General features: G+C 45.5%; 22 protein-coding genes. 14 read left to right on the forward strand and 8 right to left on the reverse strand.

Features of this window, described 5'->3' with window-relative positions:
- The first annotated feature begins 72 nt into the window (after positions 1-72).
- From AB4298_RS01665 to AB4298_RS01680, 4 genes are all read left to right on the forward strand, one after another.
- The gene (locus AB4298_RS01665; protein WP_371985531.1) at positions 73-1,287 is read left to right on the forward strand and encodes a Re/Si-specific NAD(P)(+) transhydrogenase subunit alpha; all 1,215 of its coding nucleotides are present in this window, start codon (positions 73-75) and stop codon (positions 1,285-1,287) included.
- A complete protein-coding gene (locus AB4298_RS01670; RefSeq protein WP_012153916.1) occupies positions 1,287-1,562 on the forward strand; it encodes an NAD(P) transhydrogenase subunit alpha part 2 in 276 nt (91 codons plus the stop codon). Before AB4298_RS01665 ends, AB4298_RS01670 begins: the two co-directional genes overlap by 1 nt.
- Positions 1,563-1,568: 6 nt before the next feature.
- Positions 1,569-2,951: an NAD(P)(+) transhydrogenase (Re/Si-specific) subunit beta gene (locus AB4298_RS01675; protein WP_371985532.1), complete on the forward strand. Its 1,383-nt coding sequence runs from the start codon at positions 1,569-1,571 to the stop codon at positions 2,949-2,951.
- A gap of 149 nt (positions 2,952-3,100) precedes the next feature.
- Entirely contained in the window at positions 3,101-4,462 is a 1,362-nt protein-coding gene (locus AB4298_RS01680; protein WP_371985533.1) for a MipA/OmpV family protein, read from the forward strand.
- Between the two features lie 78 nt (positions 4,463-4,540).
- Here AB4298_RS01680 and AB4298_RS01685 read toward each other — a convergent pair whose 3' ends face one another.
- The 5 genes from AB4298_RS01685 to hldE all read right to left on the reverse strand — a co-directional run bounded on the left by AB4298_RS01685 (position 4,541) and on the right by hldE (position 9,514).
- Entirely contained in the window at positions 4,541-5,626 is a 1,086-nt protein-coding gene (locus tag AB4298_RS01685) for a rhomboid family intramembrane serine protease (RefSeq protein WP_371985534.1), read from the reverse strand.
- Between the two features lie 6 nt (positions 5,627-5,632).
- Complete coding sequence (locus AB4298_RS01690) at positions 5,633-6,226, reverse strand: hypothetical protein (RefSeq protein WP_371985535.1); 594 nt, start codon at positions 6,224-6,226, stop codon at positions 5,633-5,635.
- Positions 6,227-6,487: 261 nt separating this feature from the next.
- A complete protein-coding gene (locus AB4298_RS01695) occupies positions 6,488-6,979 on the reverse strand; it encodes a TetR family transcriptional regulator (protein ID WP_248998810.1) in 492 nt (163 codons plus the stop codon).
- A gap of 173 nt (positions 6,980-7,152) precedes the next feature.
- Positions 7,153-8,070: a hypothetical protein gene (locus tag AB4298_RS01700; RefSeq protein WP_371985536.1), complete on the reverse strand. Its 918-nt coding sequence runs from the start codon at positions 8,068-8,070 to the stop codon at positions 7,153-7,155.
- Between the two features lie 13 nt (positions 8,071-8,083).
- Complete coding sequence (gene hldE, locus AB4298_RS01705) at positions 8,084-9,514, reverse strand: bifunctional D-glycero-beta-D-manno-heptose-7-phosphate kinase/D-glycero-beta-D-manno-heptose 1-phosphate adenylyltransferase HldE (RefSeq protein WP_248998808.1); 1,431 nt, start codon at positions 9,512-9,514, stop codon at positions 8,084-8,086.
- A gap of 99 nt (positions 9,515-9,613) precedes the next feature.
- Here hldE and AB4298_RS01710 point away from each other — a divergent pair, with 99 nt between their 5' ends.
- The 6 genes from AB4298_RS01710 (at position 9,614) to AB4298_RS01735 (ending at position 17,532) form a co-directional block, all read left to right on the forward strand.
- Positions 9,614-10,540 (forward strand): LpxL/LpxP family Kdo(2)-lipid IV(A) lauroyl/palmitoleoyl acyltransferase, encoded by a 927-nt coding sequence (locus AB4298_RS01710; protein ID WP_371985537.1) that lies wholly within the window; start codon positions 9,614-9,616, stop codon positions 10,538-10,540.
- Between the two features lie 411 nt (positions 10,541-10,951).
- Positions 10,952-12,505, forward strand: a complete 1,554-nt coding sequence (norR, locus tag AB4298_RS01715; protein ID WP_371985538.1) for a nitric oxide reductase transcriptional regulator NorR — start codon at positions 10,952-10,954, stop codon at positions 12,503-12,505.
- Positions 12,506-12,675: 170 nt separating this feature from the next.
- Positions 12,676-14,076, forward strand: a complete 1,401-nt coding sequence (locus tag AB4298_RS01720; RefSeq protein ID WP_371985580.1) for a M16 family metallopeptidase — start codon at positions 12,676-12,678, stop codon at positions 14,074-14,076.
- The gene (locus tag AB4298_RS01725) at positions 14,076-15,611 is read left to right on the forward strand and encodes an insulinase family protein (RefSeq protein WP_371985581.1); all 1,536 of its coding nucleotides are present in this window, start codon (positions 14,076-14,078) and stop codon (positions 15,609-15,611) included. Before AB4298_RS01720 ends, AB4298_RS01725 begins: the two co-directional genes overlap by 1 nt.
- Before the next feature lie 142 nt (positions 15,612-15,753).
- On the forward strand, positions 15,754-16,767 hold the full coding sequence (gene parM, locus AB4298_RS01730; RefSeq protein ID WP_248998804.1) for a plasmid segregation protein ParM domain-containing protein: 1,014 nt from the start codon (positions 15,754-15,756) through the stop codon (positions 16,765-16,767).
- 9 nt (positions 16,768-16,776) lie between these two features.
- The gene (locus AB4298_RS01735) at positions 16,777-17,532 is read left to right on the forward strand and encodes a hypothetical protein (protein WP_371985539.1); all 756 of its coding nucleotides are present in this window, start codon (positions 16,777-16,779) and stop codon (positions 17,530-17,532) included.
- Positions 17,533-17,647: 115 nt separating this feature from the next.
- Here AB4298_RS01735 and dsdA read toward each other — a convergent pair whose 3' ends face one another.
- Positions 17,648-18,973, reverse strand: a complete 1,326-nt coding sequence (gene dsdA, locus AB4298_RS01740; protein ID WP_371985540.1) for a D-serine ammonia-lyase — start codon at positions 18,971-18,973, stop codon at positions 17,648-17,650.
- A 19-nt stretch (positions 18,974-18,992) separates the two neighbouring features.
- Positions 18,993-20,330 carry a D-serine transporter DsdX gene (dsdX, locus tag AB4298_RS01745; RefSeq protein ID WP_371985541.1) on the reverse strand — a complete coding sequence of 446 codons (1,338 nt, stop codon included), beginning with the start codon at positions 20,328-20,330 and terminating at the stop codon, positions 18,993-18,995.
- Between the two features lie 220 nt (positions 20,331-20,550).
- On the opposite strand from dsdX, the gene dsdC reads away from it, so the two are divergent.
- The 4 genes from dsdC to AB4298_RS01765 all read left to right on the forward strand — a co-directional run bounded on the left by dsdC (position 20,551) and on the right by AB4298_RS01765 (position 24,486).
- A complete protein-coding gene (gene dsdC, locus AB4298_RS01750) occupies positions 20,551-21,525 on the forward strand; it encodes a DNA-binding transcriptional regulator DsdC (protein ID WP_371985542.1) in 975 nt (324 codons plus the stop codon).
- Between the two features lie 98 nt (positions 21,526-21,623).
- Positions 21,624-22,946 carry a cell division protein ZapE gene (gene zapE, locus AB4298_RS01755; RefSeq protein WP_371985543.1) on the forward strand — a complete coding sequence of 441 codons (1,323 nt, stop codon included), beginning with the start codon at positions 21,624-21,626 and terminating at the stop codon, positions 22,944-22,946.
- A gap of 312 nt (positions 22,947-23,258) precedes the next feature.
- Entirely contained in the window at positions 23,259-23,528 is a 270-nt protein-coding gene (locus AB4298_RS01760) for a hypothetical protein (RefSeq protein ID WP_012156666.1), read from the forward strand.
- A gap of 202 nt (positions 23,529-23,730) precedes the next feature.
- The gene (locus AB4298_RS01765; RefSeq protein ID WP_371985544.1) at positions 23,731-24,486 is read left to right on the forward strand and encodes a leucine-rich repeat domain-containing protein; all 756 of its coding nucleotides are present in this window, start codon (positions 23,731-23,733) and stop codon (positions 24,484-24,486) included.
- Positions 24,487-24,586: 100 nt separating this feature from the next.
- Here the strand turns inward: AB4298_RS01765 and AB4298_RS01770 are convergent, their stop codons facing one another.
- Entirely contained in the window at positions 24,587-25,297 is a 711-nt protein-coding gene (locus AB4298_RS01770; protein ID WP_371985545.1) for a hypothetical protein, read from the reverse strand.
- Between the last annotated feature and the right edge of the window lie 190 nt (positions 25,298-25,487).

Here is a 25,487-nt window from a genome sequence, read left to right on the forward strand (position 1 = left end):
GCCACAATATGCATCCTGACAAATAAATGACATCTGTCCCGACGAATGTCCTCAACAGAGAGGTTTACCTTTGTGAAGCTAGGTCTACCCAAAGAAAGTCATGCAGCTGAAAGTCGCGTTGCGCTTATTCCTGCCAATGTGACTCGACTGCTTAAAAATAACCTACAAGTTCTTGTTGAAAGTGGCGCTGGCAGCAATGCAGGCTTTACCGATGAAGAATACATTCAAGCAGGCGCATCGATTGTGTCTCGCCAACAAGTGCTAACTGAAGCAGATATCATCACAGTGGTAAACGCTAAAGATGAGCAACTTGCAGAGCTATCGGCAGCGATTAAACCTCAGCAAATTGTTATTGGTATGATGGATCCACTTGCGCAGCCACAAAATGCACAAACTATTGCCGCAACAGGTGCAACCGCGATTGCGCTAGAGCTTGTACCGCGCATCACTCGTGCACAAAGCATGGATATTCTGTCATCTATGGCAACCATTGCTGGCTATAAAGCAGTGCTACTTGCAGCCCATAAAGCGCCGCGACTATTCCCAATGATGATGACCGCAGCGGGTACCTTAAAACCAGCACGCGCCTTTATCATGGGTGTGGGTGTTGCGGGTCTACAGGCTTGTGCTACAGCAAAGCGTTTAGGTGCTGTCGTTGAGGCATATGATATTCGCCCTGCCGCGCGTGAACAGATCATCTCTGTTGGCGCTAAACCAGTTGAGCTTGACCTCGAAGCTGAAAATACTGAAACCAAAGGTGGCTATGCAGCAGAACAGTCTGATGACTTCTTAAAACGTCAGCAACAAGCGATGGCGAACGTACTTGCACAGCAAGATATTGTTATCACAACAGCAGCAATTCCAGGGCGTAAAGCACCGATCCTTATCACCAAGGAAATGGTTGATGGCATGAAGAGTGGCACCATTATTGTCGATCTTGCTGCTGAAACCGGTGGTAACTGTGAACTAACCGAGCTTGATAAAGAAGTCGTTTACAAAGGTGTCACCATTCTTGGGCCATCAAATGTACCGGGCACAGCTGCAAACCATGCTAGTCAGATGTACGGCACTAACATTGAAAACCTGCTTAAGCTACTCGTTAGTAAAGAAGGCGAGCTAAACCTCGACTTTGAAGATGAAATCATCAAAGACACTGTTGTTGCTCATCAAGGTGAAGTAGCGAGTGCACGTCTGCGCGACCTTTTAGGCTTACCCGCTATAGAAGTTGCTAGCCCTAACGAAGACTCAATTGAAAGCGCTAACTCAACCACTTCGGAGGCTAAATAATGGAAATTTTACTGCTGTTAACTCTATTTGTGGTGGCGGTATTCTTAGGTGTCGAGATGATCACCAAAGTACCACCAACGCTGCACACACCATTAATGTCAGGCTCAAATGCGATTTCAGGGATCTCTCTGGTTGGCGCACTGCTTTCAGCAGGTTCTGGTGCAGGCATCTGGGTCAACGTATTAGGCTTTATTGCCGTAGTACTTGCCACGATTAATGTTGTCGGTGGTTACATGGTAACTAACCGCATGCTAGCCATGTTCAAAAGGAAATAAGCCACTATGAGTACGACGATTATTTACCTCGCCTACCTTGTAGCGGCAAGCCTATTTATTTTAGGTATTAAAGGGCTAACTAAGCCACGTACTGCGGTTCGTGGTAACCAGCTTTCAGCACTCGGTATGTTTATCGCGGTAGTGGTTACACTATTTGATCAAAGCATTCTAAGCTACGAGTGGATTATTGCTGGTGTGCTACTTGGAGGTGCTATTGGTGCTGTAATGGCAACGAAAATCCAAGTAACCTCAATGCCACAAATGGTAGCTATGCTTAACGGTTTTGGTGGCGGCGCCTCGCTATTTATTGCCCTAGCAAACTTCCTTGACCCTAGCTCAGCCACCCACACTGTTGCGCTTGTCTCTATTACTGCAACAGTGATTATTGGTGCCGTAACGCTATCGGGTTCATTTGTCGCTTTTGCTAAGTTACAAGAGTTGATCTCAGGTAACCCAATTAAGGTACCGGGTAATAAAATCCTTAACGCGATTTTACTTATCAGTGCCATTGGTCTTGCCATTGCTATCGTAATGGACCCAAGCAATATCAACCTGATCTACGCATTAGTTGCGGTTTCACTAGTACTTGGCTTGTTATTGGTTGTGCCAATTGGCGGCGCCGATATGCCAGTTGTAATTGCTTTGCTTAACTCATATTCAGGTATTGCTGCAGCAACTACCGGCTTTATTACTGGCAACACAGTATTGATTGTATCGGGCTCCCTGGTTGGTGCATCGGGTATCATCCTGACACAAATCATGTGTAAAGCGATGAACCGTTCACTGTTTAACGTACTATTTGGCGTAATGGCTGAAGGTGGTGAAACAGTTGATGCTGATGAGGTTTACGCTGGTAAAGTAACCTCATCATCGCCAGAAGAAGTGGCGATGCTACTTGAGACTGCTGAGCGCGTTGTTATTGTTCCGGGTTACGGCTTAGCGATGGCGCAAGCCCAGCATGCTGTGCGCGAGCTCGCCTCAGTAATGGAAGCGCGTGGTACCCAAGTACTTTACGCTATACACCCTGTTGCGGGCCGTATGCCAGGCCATATGAACGTACTACTAGCTGAAGCCGAAGTGCCTTACGAGCAGTTGATTGAGATGGATGAGATCAACCCTCAGTTTGAGCAAACTGACGTAGCAATTGTGATTGGTGCAAACGATGTAACCAACCCAATGGCTCGTGAAGATAAAGGCAGCCCTATTTACGGCATGCCGATCCTGAACGTCGATAAAGCTAAAACAGTAGTTGTCGTTAAGCGCTCATTGAGCCCAGGCTTTGCGGGTTTACCTAACCCACTATTTGCTATGGATAACTCATTGATGCTGTTTGGCGACGGTAAAAAAGCTATTGTTGAACTGACCCAGAGTCTAAAAGAAGCCGATTAATGGCCTACTAACTATTAATCATCTAAAAGGTCGCTATATGCGGCCTTTTTTATTAAGCACTATTTAACCCTACATTGTTAAAATAATGTGATTCATGATTCAAAACGCAGTACTCTTACTCACAGTACCCGCGCTAACAAGAATAAAATATGACACTGAAAATACAGAGCTTGTTACCTTTTAGTTTACTCATCGCCAGCGCTACATTGCAGGCAGCAGAACAGCAATCACCCATGCCGCCACCGCCAGTTGAGCTTGCAGCAGAGCCTGAAGTCCAATGGCCTAATAACTGGGGCATAGGTATCGGAGTGCGCCGCGGTGATATCCCCTACGCTACCGAGCAAGACGAAGTCTACGACACTTTGCCATTAATCTACTTTGAAAATGATTATTTCTATATCAATGGCATGGAAGCGGCAGGCCATATCTGGAAAAACGATAATCACCAGATAAACCTCTATACCCGCTTTCGCTTTGTTGATATTCCGAAAGAGCTGCAAAACGAATCGCAGTCGCAAGCTTTTGACTTTGGTCTGCAATACCGCTTTGTTAAAGATCAGTGGGACTTCGATTTAGCCTTTCTCTCGGACTCAAATAAACGTAGCTACGGTTACAGTCGCACCCAATACACTTGGGAGTCTGGCGACTGGAAAGTTAAACCTTACGCCGAGTTTCAATGGAAAAGTGCTGACTTTAATGACTATTACTATGGCCTAGATAGGTATGACGTTGGTGGCGGCATTGGCTTTAATGCGGGCGTCAAAGCGCGCTACCATGTGTTCAGTAACTTATATCTGCTTGGTCAATTCGGTGTTGGTCGTCTTGAAGATGACGTCTACCACCTACCGACCATTAATAACCGCTTTCAATATGAATCTTTCTTCGGTTTTGGCTTCTATCCTGAACCAAACAAGAAAAAATACTCTGCGCAACCTGTACAAAAAAAGCGTAAAGAGGGCAGCGAATACATACGCGTCGCCCATGGTTGGGCTACGCCATCAAACCTCAATGCCATCTTAAAGTGGCAAACTAAGACTGACCCATATAATAACCAGATGAGTTCAATATTTTACGGTACTCAGCTAACGGATAGCCTATTCAACCTGCCTATTGACCTCTACTTAACTCCGGGTGTTGCTTGGCATTACAGCTCAGAAGTACAAGACGATATTGCTGAAGCCGTAATTGCTGTAAAGGCCTACTATACCTTTGAACTAGGACCTCGATTTAGACTCGGTGTTGCTGAAGGTTTATCTTATGTCAGCAACGTAACTCATATTGAAGGCTCGGAGCTTGATATCAAAGGCTATAAGCCTTCAAAGCTGCTTAATTACTTAGATTTCTCTCTCGATGTCAACGTCGGCGATATTTTTAATTCTGCTAAGTTAGACAATATGTGGTTGGGTTATAGCATTCACCACCGTTCAGGGATCTTCGAGTCCAGCTCAGCTTTTGGACGTATTAGCGGCGGCAGTAACTACCAAAGCGTATATCTGCAGTGGCACTTCTAAGCTATTAATATACCAGTAAAAAAGGCCGCATCAGCGGCCTTTTCTATTTATACGGCTAATATAAGCAGCCTGAATGTATTAACGGGCAACTTTTAATTCATCCGAATTAAGCATACTTAAGATTGGATTATCACGCATCACCTGCTTTTTCAGCACTAAGCCAATACTAAGCCCTGCAACAAAACCACCAATGTGCGCCCAATAAGCTACACCACCACCGCCAAAATAAGCACCAGCAAGATTCATCAGTAACCAAATAGCAAAAAATGCCATTGGCGACAGTTTCTTTTGATAAATGATGAACATAAAGGTCAAACTTGCATGCCTAAACCAAAGTAAATACATACCAAATAGTCCGGCAATCGCACCGCTTGCACCAACCATGTAAATCGACGAGCTTGGGTCTGAAATAATATGCCCTGCAGCAGCGGCAAAACCACATATCAAATACATAGTTAAAAATCGACTGTGCCCCAAAGCATCTTCTAAATTATCACCAACTACGTACAGAAAATACATATTACCAATCAGGTGCATCCAGCCACCATGCATAAACATATGGCTCACCAAGCCAGTAACATGTTGCCCCTGCACTAAATCAACCGGCTTTAAAGCAAACGTATCGTAAATCCACTCAGTTGCGTTTGGTTGCAGTACTGTGGCAATAAAAATAAAGGTGTTAATCGCAATTAAGGTATAGGTTACCCAAGGTGTACTTTTAGGCTTAAGGTTATACTCCATCGGCATTTGCATTAAAAATTGAAATAGCCAGGTCTTAAGGTTTACCTTTTTATTTAACTCTTCTAATGCGGCGTGAATTTGCGGTGACTGCACCACTTTTTCACGCTCATGTTCATCAATCCAAACACCGGTACAAGAGTGGCATATATCAATTTCAACATGGAAATCATCCATTAAATGGTAATGGTGTAAAACCTCATCACAATGAACGCAGCTTTTTTGAGACGGCCCTTTATAACAACCCAATGAGTTCTCAATACCAACACTATCATTACCATTATCGGCTGCAGAAAGCGCAGCATTAAGCTCACCACTGTCAAACCAAATACCACCGCAAGCAGTACAGCTATCGACTTCTTGACCATGAAAAAAAGACACTCGCATTTCGTCGCTAGCGCAGCCTGGACACTTCAAATTCATCATATTTCCTTATTCGACGGTAATGCCATGTTCTTCGAGGTAAATACCTAAGGCAGTATAGTTTTTCTTAAGCTTAGGTAAGGTGTTTTGGCTCACTTCTGCGGTTAACTCTCTAAGTTTTTTGGCGCCGAAGTTAGCGCCATAAAATCGCGCCTCAATTTTAGCCACAATGTCGTCTGAGAGCATGTAAAAGCGACGGGTTTCTGTGAGAATTTCAGTCGGGGTTTCTAAGGTATTTGCTGAGTAACGCATATTTTCCCAAACAAAAGTCGAAATCGTTGGGTGAATATTTTTCAAATCGTAAGGGTTACTGCTGCCTTTTGTCAGCGTATCGGCATAAACATTTATCGTATCGATATTGTCTTTTACTTCATCGTATAAAGCATAACGCAGATAATAGTTATTTTGTTTGTTGCTTAAATCATCAAATTTTATCGCTTGGCTCAAACCTTCTTGAGCAGCCAAGTAGACTCCAGCGACAGTAGCAATAATCATAAAAAACTGGCTGACCCAAAAACTGGTTTTCACTAATTCTTGGTTATCTAACTTTGGAAAACGTTTAACAGACTCTGCCGTAGGTGGCGCTTTTGGTTTGACTTCCATATCGTGCACGACTCCTTTTTTGCTGCACATACTCCCCCGAGCATGACTAACAGGCTGTATCCGCCTTAGACTCATAACGGCTTAAATTTTAAACGAGGGACGATTTAAAGCGGGCAGTGTACATGGATGAACACACAGGATCTAGATAGATAATTAAACTTAATACTAAAAAATAAACAGCCTTTAATAGACAAAAACGCAAAGCAGCAGCGTCATCATGACTACCTATAGCTTATTGTGCTAGCAAAGGAATACAGCAGATTAACTAACCAGTAAATTGCACTCACTATCATTTGGTGTAGCCAGTAATCTTATCGCGCTCTGCCCAACTAAAGCACTCACTAATAAACGTCCTGGTTCACCGAGAGTTTCAGCTGCATGGTCACTAGCAAGCGAAATGGCTTTGTAGTTTTCAAGATTTAGTTGGTTAGAACCACACAACGAAAAGTACAAACGTATGATAGCCCTGAAACGGGTATTATTTAACGAGGTCTTCCATGAGGCTTGTAGCGATTGAGCATTGGAAAAGTCTAAGCAATCAATAAACAATTCGCCTATGCGGGGATCCAGCTGCTGCAGAAAATCGATTTTATGAGGAAAATGGTGACTAATCCCAGTGCGGCTAATGCCCGTTGCTGCAGACAGTGTCGAGTATGACATTGCATCATAACCCAGCTCTAAGATCTGTTTCATCGCTTCGTCCAAGATCTGCTGTACCGTTTGCTTAGTTGCCACTTTTGAACGCTTTGCCATAACCATACTTTTATTAAAATCGACATACAACGACTCTAACAAATGCACTTTAGGAAAACCTTAGTTGTGCCATACAATCGACGCCTCATTCAGCTAAGGTTCAGCAAGTCGGTCAAAAACTCCCGACAAAAAACCTAACCTTCACAAGGTAGAGTGCTAAAAATGACCACAAACTAATAATGTTCCACTTCAGTTTCACCCGCCATCAGCTGCTCCGCTAACCATGATTGCGCCGCACTTCGCCCCATAATACGCACTAGAGTCGGTTTTAGGTATTGCCCCAGTTTAGGTTTGCGCCAATACATATATCCCGGTAACGGCTGCACAGTACCTGCGCCAAACGTGCGCTGCATTAAGCTAGAAAACTCATCAAGAGTGTCGTTGTCATGCAACACTAACTTGCCTGAAAAATCCTGCCAAAACCCATTGAAATCGCTAAATTGCTGCAACTGAGCTACCGAGTAAGTTGCCAATATCTGCGCTAAAACAGGCACCGACCAATGCGACATAAACTCGCAATCCGCCATCGCAGCTAAATTACGCCTATGGTACTGCTGCCAAGCTAAATCTAAGCTATTGGTTTCATGAGCAATGCGCCACACTAAATAGACATCTGCCAACCACTCATGCTGATATGGATTTGTAATTGTTTTGTCTTGGCGACTTAATGCATCAATAGCGTATAAGTGACCCAGCTCATGCCAATAAGTCAGCTCCGCTTGTTTATCGAGTGCTAAAGAGAAATGTCCCACGCCCCAATTAATGGTTTGATATTTTGGAATATTGGCAAAATTAGTGATCACTAAGCCAGCAATGCTCGCATCGTGTAAAGGCAGCACCATAGCACCGCGCTGCGCTAACAAGGCGTGAAATTGATAACTGGCGGACGGTAACTGGCTACGCACCGAAGCAGGGAGATTATTCAAACAAGGTTCAAGCTGTTGTAGCTTACAAACTAAGGCTTTTTTAGGGCCGATCTCGGCCCATAAAAACTCACTTGGCGTTGCTAAAGGTGTTGTGGCAACAGCCACAACACTGGCGGTAGCATTGACGATTACACTAACCGCCGCAACAGCCAACGAAATTATCACTTATGCTAAACCTTTACTGATTAGCCATAATGTTTTGAATGATTGCAGTCGTTGAAATGCCATCTTCAAAACATAAGACTTTGACTTGGCCACCAGCAGCAATAACTTCTTCACCACCAGCAATATCTTCCACTTTGTAATCGCCACCTTTTACCAGTAAGTCTGGCAGTAGGCGTGAAATAATGCGTTGAGGTGTGTCTTCGCTAAACGGTACAACCCAATCAACAGACGCCAGTGCAGCCAGTACCGTCATACGACGATCTTCAGAGTTAACTGGGCGACCTTCACCTTTTAAACGCTTAACGGAAGCGTCCGTATTCACTGCCACAATTAAACGATCGCCAAGAGCACGAGCTTGTTGTAGGTAACTTACATGGCCTGCATGCAAAATATCAAAGCAACCATTAGTCATGACTACACGCTCACCGCGCAGTTTTGCCTGCTCAAGCGCATACGCCAATTGGTCTTCACTTACTGCACCAAAACCTGACTCGCCATGATTAAGCGACAGTGCTTCAATCAACTCAAGGCGCGTCACTGTTGATGTACCAAGCTTAGCTACCACTATACCAGCGGCAGTGTTAGCGATCGCACAAGCTTGCGGTAAATCGCTACCTGCAGCAATTGCAGTCGCTAAGGCTGAAATCACCGTATCACCAGCACCCGTCACATCATAAACTTCACGAGCAACGGTTGGGATATGCAGCTCAGGTTGATCGCGAGTGATTAAGGTCATGCCTTTTTCAGAGCGAGTCACTAGCATAGCCGTTAGGTCAAAAGCCTCCAACAGGCCTTGGGCTTTGGTCACTAAGTCAGCTTCTGATTCAACCTTACCCACAACTACTTCAAATTCGCTCATGTTTGGCGTTAATAAATACGCACCGCGATACTTTGAAAAATCACTGCCTTTAGGATCTACTAGCACTTTAACGCCTTTAGCGTTAGCGGCTTCAATAAAGCTTTGCGGAGAGATAAGCGCGCCTTTAGCGTAATCAGACAATACCGCGACATCGACTTTATCGAGTTCAGGTAACGTCTTTTCTAGTAATGCATCACTTTCAGCTTGGGTGTAACTTTCTTCAAAATCGAGTCGAAGTAACTGCTGGTTACGCGACATAACTCTGAGCTTAGTGATGGTTGGTTTGCCTGCCACTTTATGCCAATTAGGCTCAACACCAAGAGTTTGAATACCTAAAGTCAGTGCATCAGCGGTCTCGTCAGAGCCAACAATGCCAGCAAGACTCGCTGCACCACCTAATGTAGCGATGTTAATTGCTACGTTAGCTGCACCACCGGGTCTATCTTCAAGCTGTTCAACTTTCACAACTGGAACAGGTGCTTCAGGAGAGATCCGCGCTGTAGGCCCCGCCCAATAGCGATCTAACATCACGTCACCTACAACGAGAACCTTGGCTTTTTCAAATGCTGGCAGAGAAATCTTCATAACGTCTTATCTTTCACAAAATTTAATAGTGATTGTACCTAATTTTAATCGATTTTGAGTTAGAATAATGAGTAATTTTTCAATGGATTCGAGAATTACGTGGTAGAAAAAGCTCAATTTTCAACTCATCTTTATCATCCAAAGTACTGGCTCTTATGGTTAGGCGTTGGTTTTATGCGACTCACTCAGCTATTACCGCTACGAGTACAAATGAAACTCGGCACGGGTCTGGGTCGTTTAGGGATGAAACTTGTCAGTGGCCGAGCTAAGACAGCCAGACGTAATCTAGAACTGTGTTTCCCCGATATGCCCAAGGATGAAATAGAAAAGTTACTCAAGCTGAATTTTGAAGAAACCGGTAAAGCCATCTTCGATACGGTCAATGCCTGGTGGTGGTCAGATGAAAAGATCCAGCAGCACATGACCATAACAGGCCAAGAGCATGTGCAGCAGACGTTAGACAACGGCCAAGGTGTGATTCTATTTGCCGTCCATTGTCTGCCCCTAGAAATGGGCGCCCGAATTTTTGGTCAGTTTCAACCCGGAGTCGGTGTTTACCGCCCGCACAACAACCCTTTAATGGAATATCTGCAAGTTAAAGGCCGCCTGCGTTCAAACAAGGCCTTAGTCCCCAAACGCGACCTACGTCAGATGGTTCGCAGCCTTAGAGCCCCCAATGTTATCTGGTACACCGCCGACCAAGATTTCGGCCGTTCAAGCGCTATTTTCATCCCTTTCTTTAATGTTCCCGACGCCGCAACCATTACCGGTGCGACAACTCTTGCTAAGCTAGGCAAAGCCAAAGTATTACCTTTCTTTGTTGAACGTAATAGTGATGACACCGGCTACAATATTGAGATCCAACCGGCGTTAGATAACTTCCCCGGTGAAAATGAAGTCGAAGATGCTAAACGCGGTAATAGGATTATTGAAGAAACGATTAGCCGTAACAAACCACAATACATGTGGTTGCATAGACGGTTTAAGACCCGGCCGAATAAAGGCGATGCTTCGCTGTATAAGTAGTTTAGGTTTGCATTAACGCATTCAGGCTGGGCTTTGGCAGTTAGACTTCGTCTAACAAACTATGTTTTAAGCAATCAAGCTTCGCTTGACCTTTTAATGCATCAGGCTGCGCCTGACTAAGGTCGTGAGCTTCCAGCTCACGACCCTTTATCAAACGAAGTTTGATTTAGTTACAGGTCAAACTTCGTTTGATGCCTTAAAAGTCTTATGTGGCAAAGCCACCATACCAGCCATAGATGTAATCTAACTCCCCAACTTGAGTCAAACTGTAAAATTGACATTAATCCCCGCGAGCTAAATACTGTTAAAAAGACACCCTATTAACCTAAGCTGATACTCTAATCCGCAATAAGAGATAGCAGCTAAAATACTCGTCCGAGGTTAACGAACTAACCTAAAGTTGGAGCCCCTATGTCACTGAGCCAAAGCGACCTTACCCGTATTGCGCTGGATATCACCTCTGGATTGTCGGATCACGACAGGTTCTCAAGGCTACTGGATACAGTCAGACAAACTCTACATTGTGATGCGGCGGCGCTGCTGCAATTTACTGGGCAACAGTTTACTCCACTGGCGATTGATGGCCTCAGCCCTGATGTACTGGGTAGACGCTTTATTCTATCTGAGCATCCTCGCCTTGAAGCCATTGCTCGCGCTGGTGATGTAGTACGATTTCCTGCCAACAGCGAATTGCCAGATCCTTATGATGGTTTAATCCCTCATCAACATGAACACTTAATGGTGCATGCCTGCATCGGCTTGCCCCTGCTAGCCGAGGGCACATTGATTGGCGCCGTCACCATTGATGGCTTTGATCCAAACCAATTTAATGCCTTTAGCAATAATGAATTGCGCACCTTAAGCGCTATCGCCTCAGCTTCACTCAACAACGCCTTATTGATTGATAAACTTGAAAAACAAGCAGCGCAATCACAAGTACCCTCTGCATTTGGCCAAACTAGTTTAGACGCGCAGGTAGAGCTTATTGGCCAATCTCATGCGATGCAGAACTTGCAAACTGAGCTTAGCGTTGTCGCCAATACTGATTTAAATGTGTTGATTTTAGGCGATACCGGGACAGGTAAAGAGCTAGTTGCGAAGTCGATTCATCAGGGGTCGCTGCGCGCGAATAAACCACTGGTGTATTTAAACTGCGCCGCATTACCGGAATCCGTAGCAGAGAGCGAGCTTTTTGGTCATGTAAAAGGCGCGTTTACCGGTGCGATTAGCCACCGTAGTGGTAAGTTTGAAATTGCCGATAACGGCACGCTGTTTTTAGATGAAATTGGCGAGTTACCTTTGTCGCTACAATCCAAATTACTGCGGGTACTACAATATGGCGACTTACAGAAAGTCGGTTCTGATAAAAGCTTAAAAGTCGATGTGCGTATTATTGCCGCCACCAATAAAGACCTCAAACAAGAAGTATTAGCTGGACGCTTTAGAGCCGACTTGTACCACCGCTTAAGCGTGTTCCCCATCATAGTGCCACCACTGAATGAGCGCGAAGGCGATGTGATCTTATTAAGCGGTTTCTTTATTGAGCGTAGTAGGCAAAAACTGGGCTTAAAGAGCTTAAGACTCAGCCCAGACAGCATTACTCAGCTTAATCATTATGACTGGCCGGGTAATGTGCGCGAACTTGAACATGTGATCCACCGCGCCGCAGTATTAGCTCGCGCCGAAGCTCAATCAAATATTGCCTTGATAAGACCGCAGCACTTTGATTTTTATAATCAGCAAAGCAAAACCATTGCCGCTGTACCGACGAGCACAGGCTCAAAATCGACCTTGTCGCAGACCAATATTAAGCAAACGCTTAAACAAGCTACTGAAAACTTTCAGGCACAATATATTCGCCAAGCGTTAGCCGCTAATGGCAATAACTGGGCAGCCACCGCAAGGGCGCTAGATTTAGACTCAGGCAATTTACATCGCCTTGCCAAACGTATTGGCCTGAAATAAGCCAAGCGTTATCGACTGTGGCAGAGCGTAAATTAAGCTGATATAACTTAAGGAGTTTATTGGCGCTCAAAGCCGTTAAAAGGAATTAATACTCAGTGAAGCAACTAATCACCTACGTCATTGCTCACAGTAAGATCTATCCCCTATTAGGTCTTGCTGTACTCTCCTCCTTGGCTCTTGCTTTGCCCTCCTATGCGCAAACAATAAATGAGGCTAATCACTGCGACCTTGGCACGCTTGCCAAGCCGATTTATGCAGCTGAGCAGCGATTGCAATATCGACGGTTAGATAATGGTTTACAGGTTCGTACTTTAGCGCTTGAAAACACGCAAGTAGTATCAATTGCTAGCCAGTTTGATGTCGGGTCTCGCAATGAGATTAAGGGGCAAACTGGTTACGCGCACCTATTCGAGCACATGCTGTTTAAAGGTAGTGAACATGCCCCGGGCGATAGCTACACCCAAACCATGAGCGCTTTTAGCGGCCAGTTTAATGCCAGCACCTTTTTTGATTTCACCAACTATTATCTGACCATTCCATCACAAGCACTTGAGCTAAGCCTATGGCTTGAAGCCGATCGTTTTCGCTATCCAACGCTCAATGACACCACGGTGAAAAATCAGCAAGGTGCGGTACTCGAAGAGATGGCTACCAGCATAGATAACCAGCCCTATGTGCGCAGTGCGATGGAGTTTTTATTAGACCAAGTTGAAGGTACGCCCTATGGCCATGCGGTAATTGGCAGTATTGCTGATGTCAAAGCGGCCACACCTATGAGCCTAAATGCATTCCACCAGCGCTATTATCGCCCTGATGCCATGCAACTAAGTTTAGTTGGTGATATACCTCCTCAAACCCAATCTTGGATAGATAACCAGTTTGGCGACTGGCAAGTTCCTGAGTTTGAGCAGTCCAAGCTCAGTGACTTAGTGGTCACTCCCAAAGCAGTACATGGCGAAATTATTGATGAACGTGGGCCTTGGCCTGCGGTGTTACTAGCTTGGCATACCGCTGGGCGTAACTCACCAGATGCTGCGGCGCTAACCTTACTTGAAAGCTATCTATTTCAAAATAGTGGTAGTCTTATTCAAAAAAACAGCCTTACTGATCCAGACCAACTTCTCAGTTACTCCATCCCTTTGCAAATGACTCATCACGGCATGACCAATTTGGTCTTGGTACCTCGCGCTCGCACCTCCCTTGACCAACTGACGGACAATGTAGAAGGCTTAATTGACTCGCTTGCCGCTGAGCCAATAACTGACGCTAAGCTATGCCAGTTAAAACAGGTATGGCTCAATAAAGCGTTAGCCCAATTAGATTCACCAGTGCACCTCGCTAAAGCCTTGTCTGCCACTCAGCCACAAGATAAACAACATCCATTAACCGGTCCTTGGCAACGGATCAATGCGGTTAGCGCCAAGCAACTACAAGCTACGGTGCAAACCTACTTTACTGGTGGTTACGTTAGATTAGACTTACTGCCACCTTGGTATATTCGCGCCACTAAATCGATTTTAGAAGTCTTACCACAAGACCTGACTGACAGCCTTGAAGAGAGCGTAATGTGATGAGATTGATAGCAATAAAAGTGGCGGCATTAGCGCTATGTAGCAGCCTAGTTTTAACTGCTGTTGGCTGCCAGCAAACCCAAGTAGAATTTACCGCCACTGCCGAGCCGCAATTACCTGTTTTTGATGTATTAGCAGGCGCACCTGAAGTTACAGCATTACAATATCGCCCTCTACCAGCGGCCACTCAAGTCACATTAGCTAACGAGCAAACATCGCCATTGGCAATCTATCTATTTAACGATACGCCATCAAAACTGCACCACTTATCACTCGTGGCCTATAGCGTCGAACCAATGACCAACCTCGATGTGTTAGTTAATGCTTTTAGCGAGAAAATACACTGGTTAGTGCAACAAACACCTCTCTCTTGCGCCGAGAGTTTACGTATTCGGCCGACCATGCACAGCCTAACATTGAGTATTGATTGCCCTGACTCGCCGCTAATAGCAACCGAGTTACTCATGCAGTTTTGGCAAAATGATGGCCTAGCAGAAATAGACATAGCTAAGGTGCGACGCCAGCTAAAACTGGGCAAACATATTAACGCCTATAGCGGCGCAGAGATAGACGATGTATGGGCGCAAAAAATCCTTGGCGAGCAGCATATTTATAATCAAGCGCTCGATGATAAAACCTTGGCTGATGAGTTAGATTTAGCCAAACTCAATAAGGTTAGAGACAGCATTTTCGCGCAATCCCAATGGGCTTTTTTTGCCGATAAACGCCTAGAACAAGATGTTGATTTAAGCGCTAATGTTATTAAACAATTTAGCAGTATAACAAACGTACCTAGGTTATCTTCAACCGCCAATTCATCATCAAAAAACGCATTATCGACGCAGAGTAGCGACCGTAAAACAGCTTTTGTCGAGCCAAGTAATACTAATAAAACCTTATATCTAATTGATGCTCCCGGTAGCGTACAAACTCAGGTTCGGATTGGCTACCCACTCAGTCAACCTACAGACCATAATGGCGATAACGACAGCAAGCTTGATGCGATTCAAAATTGTAAACTACTGGCTAGCTGGCTTGGCCGTAGTTTCTCAGGCCGTTTGTATTACGATTTGCGCGAAGTGCGTGGCTTAACCTACGGTATTTACGGTCGCTGTTTTGACAACCCGTTATCGCTCACCCTCAAGTTTTATGGCAGCACTAAACTTGAACACACTGGTGCATTTATTGATGGCGTGTTAGACCATTTAGCCTTAGCCACCGAAACACCAATCTCAACCACTGAACTTGGTGCGTTAACCACCTATCTTACTAGCCAGAAAATACTGCGCCAAAGCAACTATCGCGCGCTTGAGCTCGACACTATTAAGCTATTAATTCGCGGTGATAGCTCACAACAAGAGCAACGCGAAGCCAGCAGGTTGGCCAATTTAACGCCAAAGCAGTTACAACGCATTGCCAGCTCAGTTTTTAACAATGTGCCCTATATCGTGATCCGCGGGGACGCTGATAAAATAAGTGCCGATATTAACAATAAACTCCCCGATTGGAACATAGTCGAAGCATTAGCGAACTAAGCATACAACCTAACTTTTTTGTAAATAGCGGCCTTTTTGTTAAGTTGCTAACATCCTAGAAAATAAACCCAATAAAGATTTCAGTTATTGCTAAATCCAGTCGCATTAACATGCAAAATTGGGTTTATTTATAGGAACACTCATGCATTCAAGTATCATGAAATTCGCCATCGACGATGGTTCAACCAACGTTAAGATCAGCTGGCTTGAGGACGGTCAAGTGCGCAGCGTAACCTCGCCCAACTCATTTCGTAAAGACTGGAAAAGCGCGGCTTTACTAAATGACCGCAAGGTATTTAACTACCAAGTAGCATCGACTAAATATACCTACGACGCCACATCTGACAAGGCATTATCGACGACTCATGTTGCCTTTCAATATGACGATTTGAACTTACTTTCAGTACATCATGCGCTGTTGCAAACGGGCGTTAAACCTTGCCCGGTGAGTATTCTGGTTACCCTGCCAATCACTGAGTACTACCAAGCCGACGACTGCCAGAAAAACGAAGAAAATATCGCACGTAAGAAAGCCAACCTAATGCGTGAAATCAGCCTTAACAAAGGCGAGTTGTTCACTATTGTCGATGTAGAAGTATTGCCTGAAAGCTTACCCGCCGTACTGACCACATTGATGGATTCAGGCGTGAATGAGTTTACCAAGTCTCTTGTTATCGACTGCGGCGGCACCACACTCGATATGGGAGTGATTGTCGGTGAATTTGACGATGTGTCAGCTGTTTATGGCAATGCTGAAATTGGCGTATCTATGGTGACTAACGCGGCAAGAAAAGCCCTATCGGCAGCCGATAGCGATGCCAGCTACCTTGTTGCCAACGAGCTGATTAAGCGTCGTCATAATCGCGAGTTCGTCGAAGAAGTGATTAACGATATAAGCAAGGTTGACTGGGTACTTGAACGTATCGAAAACAAGATCAGTGAACTTGGCGCCGCAGTTGCTTACGAAGCTAAAACCTTTACCCGCAACCCTAATCGCATCTATTTAGTAGGCGGCGGCGCCATGTTAATTGAAACAGCCATTCGTGAAGCTTACCCATCATTGGGTGAAAAAATCGTCATGATAAAAGAGCCTCAAGAGGCACTTTCACGCGAGATCTGTTGCTACCACGCAGCAGAAGCTAGCGACGCGGCTTAAGAGGTAGTTATGCGCATTCGATTCAATGTGGGCCTAGAGCCTGAGCTCTTCGACTCCCACAGCTACGCCATTCAATGTCTAAGGCTATGGCAGCAAGAGGAAAAAGCGCGCAATGATGAAACCGATATCGTGCTACAGCGCCGTATTCAGTTTCATCGTGACCTGTATTTGTCGGGCTTATTCCTGCACGAATTAGCGCCGCAGTTGCCGTCCATGCTCACCCAAACCTTGCTGCAAGATAAAGTGAATAGCCAGACTTTGGCTTGCCAACTTAAATCTGCGGGCCTGGTTTTGGAGCCTGCGGCTGAGAATGGTCTATCAGAGCTACAGTGGCAAAAACTCAGCACTATGCTTGAAGCTGCCAGTTTGCCTAAGCAGCAAAGCGAGCCGCTTAACTTAACTGCCATTGAACAGCAATTAGCCCAGTTACAACAGCTAATGCTTGAGGGGCAGGAGCAGCTAAGCTCAGCGCTTACGCATTCAGCCGCCAGCCAAGCAGAGGCTCGTAATAATGAGACTAGTCAAACAGAAGTCAGCGATGATACTAAGCTGCATCAGCCAGACTTTAGTGCCCAGCTGAGTCAACTTAAACAGGGCCAAGAAAAGCTAATGGCGCAGATGAAAAGCTTATCTAGCCAGCTAGCTCAAGTCTCTGTTAGCACTGTTGCTAACAGCTCTGCCAATGATGCTTCTAACCTAGAAACTCCCAGCTTAGAGACGCAACTTGAGCGAGCCAGACGAGTGAAATCCAAAGGGCTGTGGTAGCCACTTTGGGGCACTAGAACAGTTCTAAAAACAGAAAATCCACCGTATTAGGGTGGATTTTTTTTAGCTTACTCGATACGGGTTTTCAAAGTAAAAAGTTTGACGAGTAAAATGTTTAGCTAGCCGATTGCGCCAGGTATTTCGCCATCTCAACTGCTGGCACCATTCCACCACCAGTCGCCCACACTACATGAGTCGCATTGCTCATCATCTCAGGTGTTAATCCCATACGGGCTTGGTATTGTGTATCAGCGCTTACTCGTAGAGCACCTGGCATACCCGCAAGTGCTGATGGCTCAAGCTCAATACCTTCACTCTGAGCTAATAAACCAAGTAGATCATACATGTGCTGATCGCTTAGCGTGTAGTAACCATCAAGCATACGCTCCATCGCACGGCCAACAAAGCCAGAAGCACGGCCTACCGCTAAACCATCGGCCGCAGTGACGTTGTCGATCCCTAAGTCTTGTACGGCGATTTCGTCATGCAGACCGGTATGCACGCCAAGTAACATACAAGGCGAATGTGTTGGCTCAGCAAAGAAACAGTGAACGTTATCGCCAAACGCAAGCTTAAGGCCAAATGCCACACCACCAGGGCCACCGCCCACACCGCAAGGGAGATACACAAACAGCGGGTGCTCGCTATCAACCTTGATATCGGCTGCGTCAAACTGTGCTTTTAAGCGTTCACCGGCAACCGAGTAACCTAAAAATAGCGTGCGAGAGTTTTCATCGTCGATAAAGAAACAGTTAGCATCCGACTCTGCCGCCTTACGCCCTTGCTCAACTGCAACGCCGTAATCTTGCTCATATTCATGTACCGATACGCCATGGCTGCGCAGCTTGTCTTTCTTCCATTGGCGAGCATCTGCCGACATATGCACACTCACTTTAAAGCCGAGTTTAGCGCTCATAATGCCGATAGACATGCCTAAGTTACCGGTAGAGCCTACCGCGATACTGTAACCAGCAAAGAAATCACGCATCTGTTCAGTAAACAGCATTTGGTAATCGTCAGACTCTTTAAGCTTACCCGCAGCGATTGCCAGTTTTTCAGCGTGGGTCAGCACTTCATAAATACCGCCGCGCGCCTTGATAGAGCCTGAAATCGGAAGATGACTGTCTTTTTTCAGCATCAAATTACCAGCAATCTTTTGGCCGTATTTCGCTTCTAGCGCCTGCTGCATTTGTGGAATAGCCACCACTTCAGACTCAATAATACCGTTAGATGCAGCTGTCTCTGGAAAGGCTAGCGCTAGGTAAGGAGCAAAGCGCTGCAAACGTGCACTGGCATCGGCCACATCTGTACTATCTAGACCTACATAAGGCAGCGCTTCAGCTAGGTTAGTGGCTTTAGTTTCAAACCAGCTCACTTCTTCAAGCTTGATAAGTTGAGTCAGCAAAGGGAAGTTGTTTAGCAGTTGTTCAGTGTTCATCATTTCAATTTTCCCTTTAGGATTAAATAACATAAGAAAGTGCAAAAGTTGCTGCTAGTGCCACAAGTGAGGCGATAAAGGTGGCTGTGGTGTAATACATAAATGTTTGTTTCATGGTCGCGCCAGTGTACTGCTTAACCAGCCAGAACAATGAGTCGGTAACGATAGTGCAACCAATTGCGCCAGAGCCGATTGCTAAGGTCACGATCACTGGATTCAAATCTGGGTAAAGCACTAATAACGGCGACACAATCGCTGTAGCACCCATCATTGCTACCGTTGCCGAGCCTACCGCTGCGTGTAAGATAATGGCGACTAACCATGCCAGTAGCACTGGATGCATATCAAGGTTTGCTAAGATCTGCGCTAGACTATCGCCCATGCCGCTGCCACTTAATACGCCGTTAAACGCCCCGCCCGCACCAATAATCAGCAAGATATTAGCGATAGAGGCAAAACAGTCTTCGGTTTTGTTAAGCAAGGTGCCCATGGTCATCTTGTTACGCAAACCTAGCAGGTAATAAGCCACAAACGCTGCAATAAACATCGCCGTGATTGGGTTACCAATAAATTTAAGGGTGGTGTAAAACGCACTGCCCGGCTCCATATAAAGCTCAGCAACAGTTTTCACCAACATTAAAATGATGGGTAAAAGAATGGTGAACAAGGTGGTGCCAAGTGATGGCAACTCGCTCTCTTCACGGGTAGAAACTTCATTAAACTCTGTAGGTACGCTTAAGTGCGGCAGCTTATCACCAAATATTTTAAGGAATAGCGGGCCGCCAATTAGTGAGGCTAGTAAACCGATTAACAGACCCCAGATGATGACTGATCCAACATCAGCGCCTAGTGCATTGGTCACAAACAGTGCAGCGGGGTGCGGCGGTACAATACAGTGCACTGCCATCAAGGCTGTACACAGTGGAATCGCAAGTTTTAGCAGTGAAGTATTGGTTTTACGAGCGATAGAAAATGCCAGCGGAATAAGCAATACCACGCCCACTTCAACGAACAAGGTAATACCGCAGATCAAGCCCACCAGCACCATGATTACATCAGGGCTTAGGTAGCGAGATTTTAGCAGGGTGATGCCGATACGCTCAGCAGCGCCTGAGATCTCCATCATCTTGCCTAAGATGGTGCCAAGACCGATAACAATAGCCAAGAAGCCTAAGGTTCCACCGATCCCAGACTCCATCGCCTTGATCATTTCCAATGGTGCCATGCCCATCATGCCGCCCACAAAGAAGCTGGCTAGCAGTAGCGCAAGGAAAGGGTGCAACTTGAACTTTACGATGCTGACAACAATCAACAAAATGCTGCTAAGTAAAGTTCCGATAATCCACAGTTGTGATTCCATTGTATTTCTCTTATTGGTTAACAGGAGTTAAAGGAATGAAAAGGAGTAAAAAGTTGCGCTATTAAAGCCAATCGCAGAAATGCTGACAAAAGATATAAATTGCAGTTCAGTTGAGCCAGATTGTGGCAACCGGTGTTCAATTGTCACAAAAGCGTTTTTTACATGACACAAGCTTCAACTGTGTTGATGTGAACAGCGCTAAAAAGCGCCTTAAGGTAAAATGCTCACATCACAAATTGAGAACTCAATCATGTATTCCCAGCAAGATGTATTCAGCCGCAACCGTTTACTCAGTAGCTACCAACTGGCAAAACTGCATACCTTTGAAGTGGTTGCCCGTCACCAATCCTTTTCACTAGCTGCAGAGGAGCTTTGCGTCAGCCCCTCGGCGGTGAGCCATAGAATTACCGCACTAGAGAGTGAGTTAGGCTTTAAGCTGTTTGCTCGTTTTCATCGCAGAATCGAGCTAACGGAAGATGGCAAGCGTCTGTTTTCCAAGCTGAAAGACAGCTTAAAAAGTCTCAACCAAGAAGTATTCGAAATTAAAAACCAAGAGGTGTCGGGTAAACTGACCATCTACTCGCGCCCTTCTATCGCCCAGTGTTGGTTAGTGCCCAAAATTGCCGATTTCAGCCGCCAGTATCCAGCGATAGCCATTAATATTTTGACCGGCAATGAAAACGTTAACTTCAATAGCTTTCATATCGATCTCGCGATCTACTACGACAATCATGCGCGCAGCAAACTGTTTTGCCAGCACTTGATGGATGAAACCATCATGCCAGTCTGCAGCCCCGAGTATGCAGCCGAGCACGATCTTATCGGCAAGCCTGAGCATCTGACTCGCTGCACCTTACTACACGATAATCAGGCCTGGGAATATGACTCAGACTGTGATGAATGGAAGTATTGGGCCGAAACTCAAGGGCTCAATATTGAAGACAAGCGGTCAATCGGTTTTGACCGCTCAGACTTAGCCGTTATCGCCGCCATGAACCATGCTGGTATCGCTATGGGACGTGGCCAACTGGTAAGTAAACGTATCGTTCGAGGTGAACTCATCGCCCCCTTTGCTGGCCAGCAAGTTAACTGCGAGCAAACCTATTATGTGGCTTCTCATGATAAGGAGCTAAACCCTAAGGCTAAGCTGTTTGTGGCTTGGTTAAAACAACAAGCCAAACACAACAATCACTAACAGCTGAAGACAATTAAATTTACTCACATTGGATGATCCCCAATAGATGAGCTTGAGCTGATATAATCGCGCCATCTCAACAGATGTAATGGAATGCTATGAGCCATCAAGCTGCGAAGCTATTGAGCCAACACCCGCAATTAACTGCCAGCGACGCTGATTTCAGTGCTGGAGCTAGTGTTGGAGTTAGTGCCGGACACAGCGGGCCCCTCGCGCGCTATCAAGAGCAGATCGAGCGGCGACAGATTATCGACGATGGTGCGCAGCACCAAGCCATAGCAGCGCTGGAGCGATTGCACCAACAGCTAACCCAAGAGCCCAAAGCGTCTCAAGTCAGTGACGATGCAAATCTAGTGTGTCAGGGCCTCTATATGTGGGGCGATGTCGGCCGTGGTAAAACCTACTTGATGGATCTGTTTTATCAAAGCCTAGAAAGTGAATCTAGCGTGCTCACGCTTAGGCTGCATTTTCATCGGTTTATGGCGCGCATTCATAAAGAGCTTATCGGTGAGTCGGGTAACCGCGATCCTCTCAAGCGCATTGCCAAGCGGGTGGCTCAGGAATGCCGCGTACTGTGTTTCGATGAGTTTTTTGTCAGCGATATCGGCGATGCGATGATCTTAGCTAAGCTATTTGAAGCGCTATTTGAGCAGGGCATTACCTTAGTCGCCACCTCAAACATTCCTATCGATGAGCTATATAGAAATGGCCTGCAGCGCCAGCGTTTTTTGCCGACTATCGACCTGCTCAATCGTTATACTCAAGAGCTGCATTTAAGCGGTGAGCAAGACCATCGCTTGCACCAATCCACACATTCAAATACAGCGACAAAGCCGCGCTACTTTGTTGACTTATCTAATGACAGCGCTAACGACTCAAATGACAAGCTAGTGCTAGCGCAGTTTGAGCAGGTTTTTAATCGATGCCCACAAGCCGAAGCCGCTGCATCAATTGACGCGCCGCTATTAATCCATGGCCGCATAATCGATACCATTAAATACAATCAGCATGTGGCCTGGTTTGAGTTCGACGCCCTGTGTGACGGCCCACGTTCGCAGCTCGATTATATCGAAATAGCCAGTCGCTTTAGCACGGTTATACTTACCCAAGTTCCGGTTTTAGGTGGTGAGCCCCGCAGCTGGATTAGGGCCCGCGGCACAGAAGACGGCGCGCACTCTCTTGAGAGCACCATCTCAGAAACAGCGGCTTTTGAAACAGGAAATAGACAACTGTCTTACGCGGTGAGTGATGATCCCGCGAGGCGCTTTATCAGCTTAGTGGATGAGTTATATGACCAAGGAGTGGAGCTGTATATTCAAGCAGATGTACCGATGGATGAGCTTTACAGCGGCGGCGCATTAAGCTTTGAGTTCAGACGCACATTGAGCCGTTTGACTCAGATGCAGAGTTTAGAATATTGATGACTCAATAATGGAGGCAACGGGTATGCGATGCCATTCTTCTCCCCAGAGGATCCCGCCATCAATGGTTCAAATGACCTGCGGTCAGCGCATGCGCAGACACTGCCGAGGCTTGCTTTTCGTCGTCCATGACCGCTCCAGGGTGGCGTCCTTACTACCAAAGGCCTCAGCTGTATCTACACTAAGTTAGAAAAGCCTACTCCCCCAAATTATACCGCTAAAGTCAGAATGCTCGAGAAATTTGAGATCAAATCTATTGCTTGCAATAAGCTTGCGGCATAATGGCGCCAATTACATTACAGAGTCGTAAAAATGGATAACCAGCAAGACAGCTACATGACTGAAGAAACCCTGATTGAAACAGTCGAAAATCAAATCGCCGATGGCGAGCCGAAAAAAGTCAAAGAAACGCTAATGCGTTTAGTCATGACAGGTACGCCGCGTGAAGAAGCGATTCAATGGATGGCATGCGCGCTAGCTATTGAAGTTAGCGATGTAATGCTAAATGGCGCGTCATTTAACGAAAAGCGCTACAACCAGCATTTAGATGCCATGCCAAATCTAGATTGGATGGAAGACTGATATAAGCAGCTTAATATCAGCCTCTTATTATCAACCTGTTTAGCACCAACTTATCTCGCATGTTAACTGGTGCTATCCTTGCCACTCTGCTTGGGCTTGCTATAGCACAAAGCTCAGCGCATCAAACCGAGTTCCCCCACACCCTGCGACTAAAGCTTCAACTACAACTCACACTACAACTACAACAAAAAGAGAATTAGCCGTGAGCCAGCCACATACCCTGACATTAGATGACGTCTCATTTGATAAAAAACAAGGCAGAATTGATGTTTACAAGGGCAAGCATAAACATATCATCATCCCTGATAATTTTGACGGTATCCCCGTCACCGAGATCTGGGATTATGCGTTTTCAGAGGTTGAGGGGTTAAGCGAGGAATTCGAAGAGGTCCCACAGAACCCAAAAGCCAGCGTGGTTATCCCTAATACTGTCATAGAAATTGGCGATAGCGCATTTCAGCGTAACGCCCTTACCGAGATAGTGATCCCAAGCTCTGTCACTCGTATTGGTTACAAGGCCTTTGCTGAAAACGCACTTACCAGCGTTGATATCCCAGATTCAGTGACTGAAATTGCAGAAAGAGCATTTGCAAACAATGCATTAACTCACCTGAGCCTGCCAAATTCATTGGCTAAAATTAATGACCGAGTGTTTCAATTTAATGCATTAACCAGCATCACCATTCCAGACTCAGTGACTGAAATCGGCTTAGGCGCATTTAGGGGAAATGCACTTCAAAGCATCACAATTCCAGACTCGGTAACTGACATAGACTCTGAAGCGTTTGCAGATAATGCTATAACCAGTGTATTCATTCCGACTTCGGTCACTTACATGGGTAATGGCGCTTTTACCGATAACCCATTAAGGGGCAGGATCATTAAAGGCTTTGGCGAGAAAAAGCCGCCCAGAGAACTCACTGACGAAGAGTGGCTAGAAGTCTTTGGAGATTTGTAAGCTAAAACATCGCAGTGTGCATAACGTTGTGAGCTTGCTGCTCACAACGTTTACAAGAGAAAATAACTCCCCCAGTTACATCAACCGCAATAACTTCAAATTAATCGTATTCAGCAACGAGCATGACTTTCTTTAACTGTGGCTGGTAAAACACCATAAACTCACCGGCAAAGCCCAAGTACTCGCTATCTCTAACCAAGTAAGCTTCATCTTTAAAGCTGCCTATGAAGGTATATTCTTTATTGTCTTTCTCATCCACATAAACGATATCGCGAGTGCTCATATGTTCAAATTCAGGATGATTAAGGCTGCAGGTCACTTCATAGTAATGATCTAACTCTGGGTTCTTTGCCAGTTCATTATATAAACATGAAGCCCAGTTCTGGCCGAATCTAGGTTGGCCACCCAAAGTGATTAATGGCAGCTTTTTGCCACGACGCATCAAACACTGATTGGCAGCAAATTCGTCCTGCGCTTGCTGGTAGTTGTCTAAGTACTCGTCTTGTTCCTCAAGCGCATCATCATTAGCGTACTCGTCATCTAAGCACCAGCCTTGTTGCTCATCAATATACGAATAGGTGATAGGGCCATAATCGCCATCGGGAATGCCTTGCAGATTAGGTAGTGCAATGAGTATTTTATCGTCAACGCCTGCATCAAACATATTGAATGACAACAACCCAATTGGAATTAATTTCTCACGGTCAAAAGTCACCGACTCAGCAGTTGGAAATGCAGCATAACCAGCTTCATCATTGAAAATATCGGTTTCAGCCACATTCAACTTAGTATCTTTAATTACAAATGCCATATCTAACAATACTTTCCTGTTTATTATTAATGCTTTAGATCTTATGCTTTGCAAGTTTGCTATAAGCTTATCGGCCAGCAGTATACTCTGTTTCAATCGTAAAATAGTAATGGCGCAACTGATTTAGTGACATCTAACAGCTTCCCAATATACCGCTGCTAGACAATAAATAAGACCTATGTTCCTTTGA

Origin of the sequence: Shewanella sp. 10N.261.52.F9, assembly GCF_041471165.1 — a bacterium.
Classification (GTDB): domain Bacteria; phylum Pseudomonadota; class Gammaproteobacteria; order Enterobacterales; family Shewanellaceae; genus Shewanella; species Shewanella marinintestina.

Excerpts from the sequence above, each read along its gene's own strand:
- dsdC (WP_371985542.1), top strand. The coding sequence starts at position 20,551 with ATGCTCACATCACAAATTGAGAACTCAATCATGTATTCCCAGCAAGAT.
- norR (WP_371985538.1), top strand. The coding sequence starts at position 10,952 with ATGTCACTGAGCCAAAGCGACCTTACCCGTATTGCGCTGGATATCACC.
- AB4298_RS01685 (WP_371985534.1), bottom strand. The coding sequence starts at position 5,626 with ATGATGAATTTGAAGTGTCCAGGCTGCGCTAGCGACGAAATGCGAGTG.
- AB4298_RS01695 (WP_248998810.1), bottom strand. The coding sequence starts at position 6,979 with ATGGCAAAGCGTTCAAAAGTGGCAACTAAGCAAACGGTACAGCAGATC.
- AB4298_RS01735 (WP_371985539.1), top strand. The coding sequence starts at position 16,777 with ATGCGCATTCGATTCAATGTGGGCCTAGAGCCTGAGCTCTTCGACTCC.
- AB4298_RS01675 (WP_371985532.1), top strand. The coding sequence starts at position 1,569 with ATGAGTACGACGATTATTTACCTCGCCTACCTTGTAGCGGCAAGCCTA.
- parM (WP_248998804.1), top strand. The coding sequence starts at position 15,754 with ATGCATTCAAGTATCATGAAATTCGCCATCGACGATGGTTCAACCAAC.
- AB4298_RS01760 (WP_012156666.1), top strand. The coding sequence starts at position 23,259 with ATGGATAACCAGCAAGACAGCTACATGACTGAAGAAACCCTGATTGAA.
- AB4298_RS01690 (WP_371985535.1), bottom strand. The coding sequence starts at position 6,226 with ATGGAAGTCAAACCAAAAGCGCCACCTACGGCAGAGTCTGTTAAACGT.
- dsdA (WP_371985540.1), bottom strand. The coding sequence starts at position 18,973 with ATGATGAACACTGAACAACTGCTAAACAACTTCCCTTTGCTGACTCAA.
- AB4298_RS01680 (WP_371985533.1), top strand. The coding sequence starts at position 3,101 with ATGACACTGAAAATACAGAGCTTGTTACCTTTTAGTTTACTCATCGCC.
- hldE (WP_248998808.1), bottom strand. The coding sequence starts at position 9,514 with ATGAAGATTTCTCTGCCAGCATTTGAAAAAGCCAAGGTTCTCGTTGTA.
- dsdX (WP_371985541.1), bottom strand. The coding sequence starts at position 20,330 with ATGGAATCACAACTGTGGATTATCGGAACTTTACTTAGCAGCATTTTG.
- AB4298_RS01670 (WP_012153916.1), top strand. The coding sequence starts at position 1,287 with ATGGAAATTTTACTGCTGTTAACTCTATTTGTGGTGGCGGTATTCTTA.
- AB4298_RS01770 (WP_371985545.1), bottom strand. The coding sequence starts at position 25,297 with ATGGCATTTGTAATTAAAGATACTAAGTTGAATGTGGCTGAAACCGAT.
- zapE (WP_371985543.1), top strand. The coding sequence starts at position 21,624 with ATGAGCCATCAAGCTGCGAAGCTATTGAGCCAACACCCGCAATTAACT.
- AB4298_RS01725 (WP_371985581.1), top strand. The coding sequence starts at position 14,076 with ATGAGATTGATAGCAATAAAAGTGGCGGCATTAGCGCTATGTAGCAGC.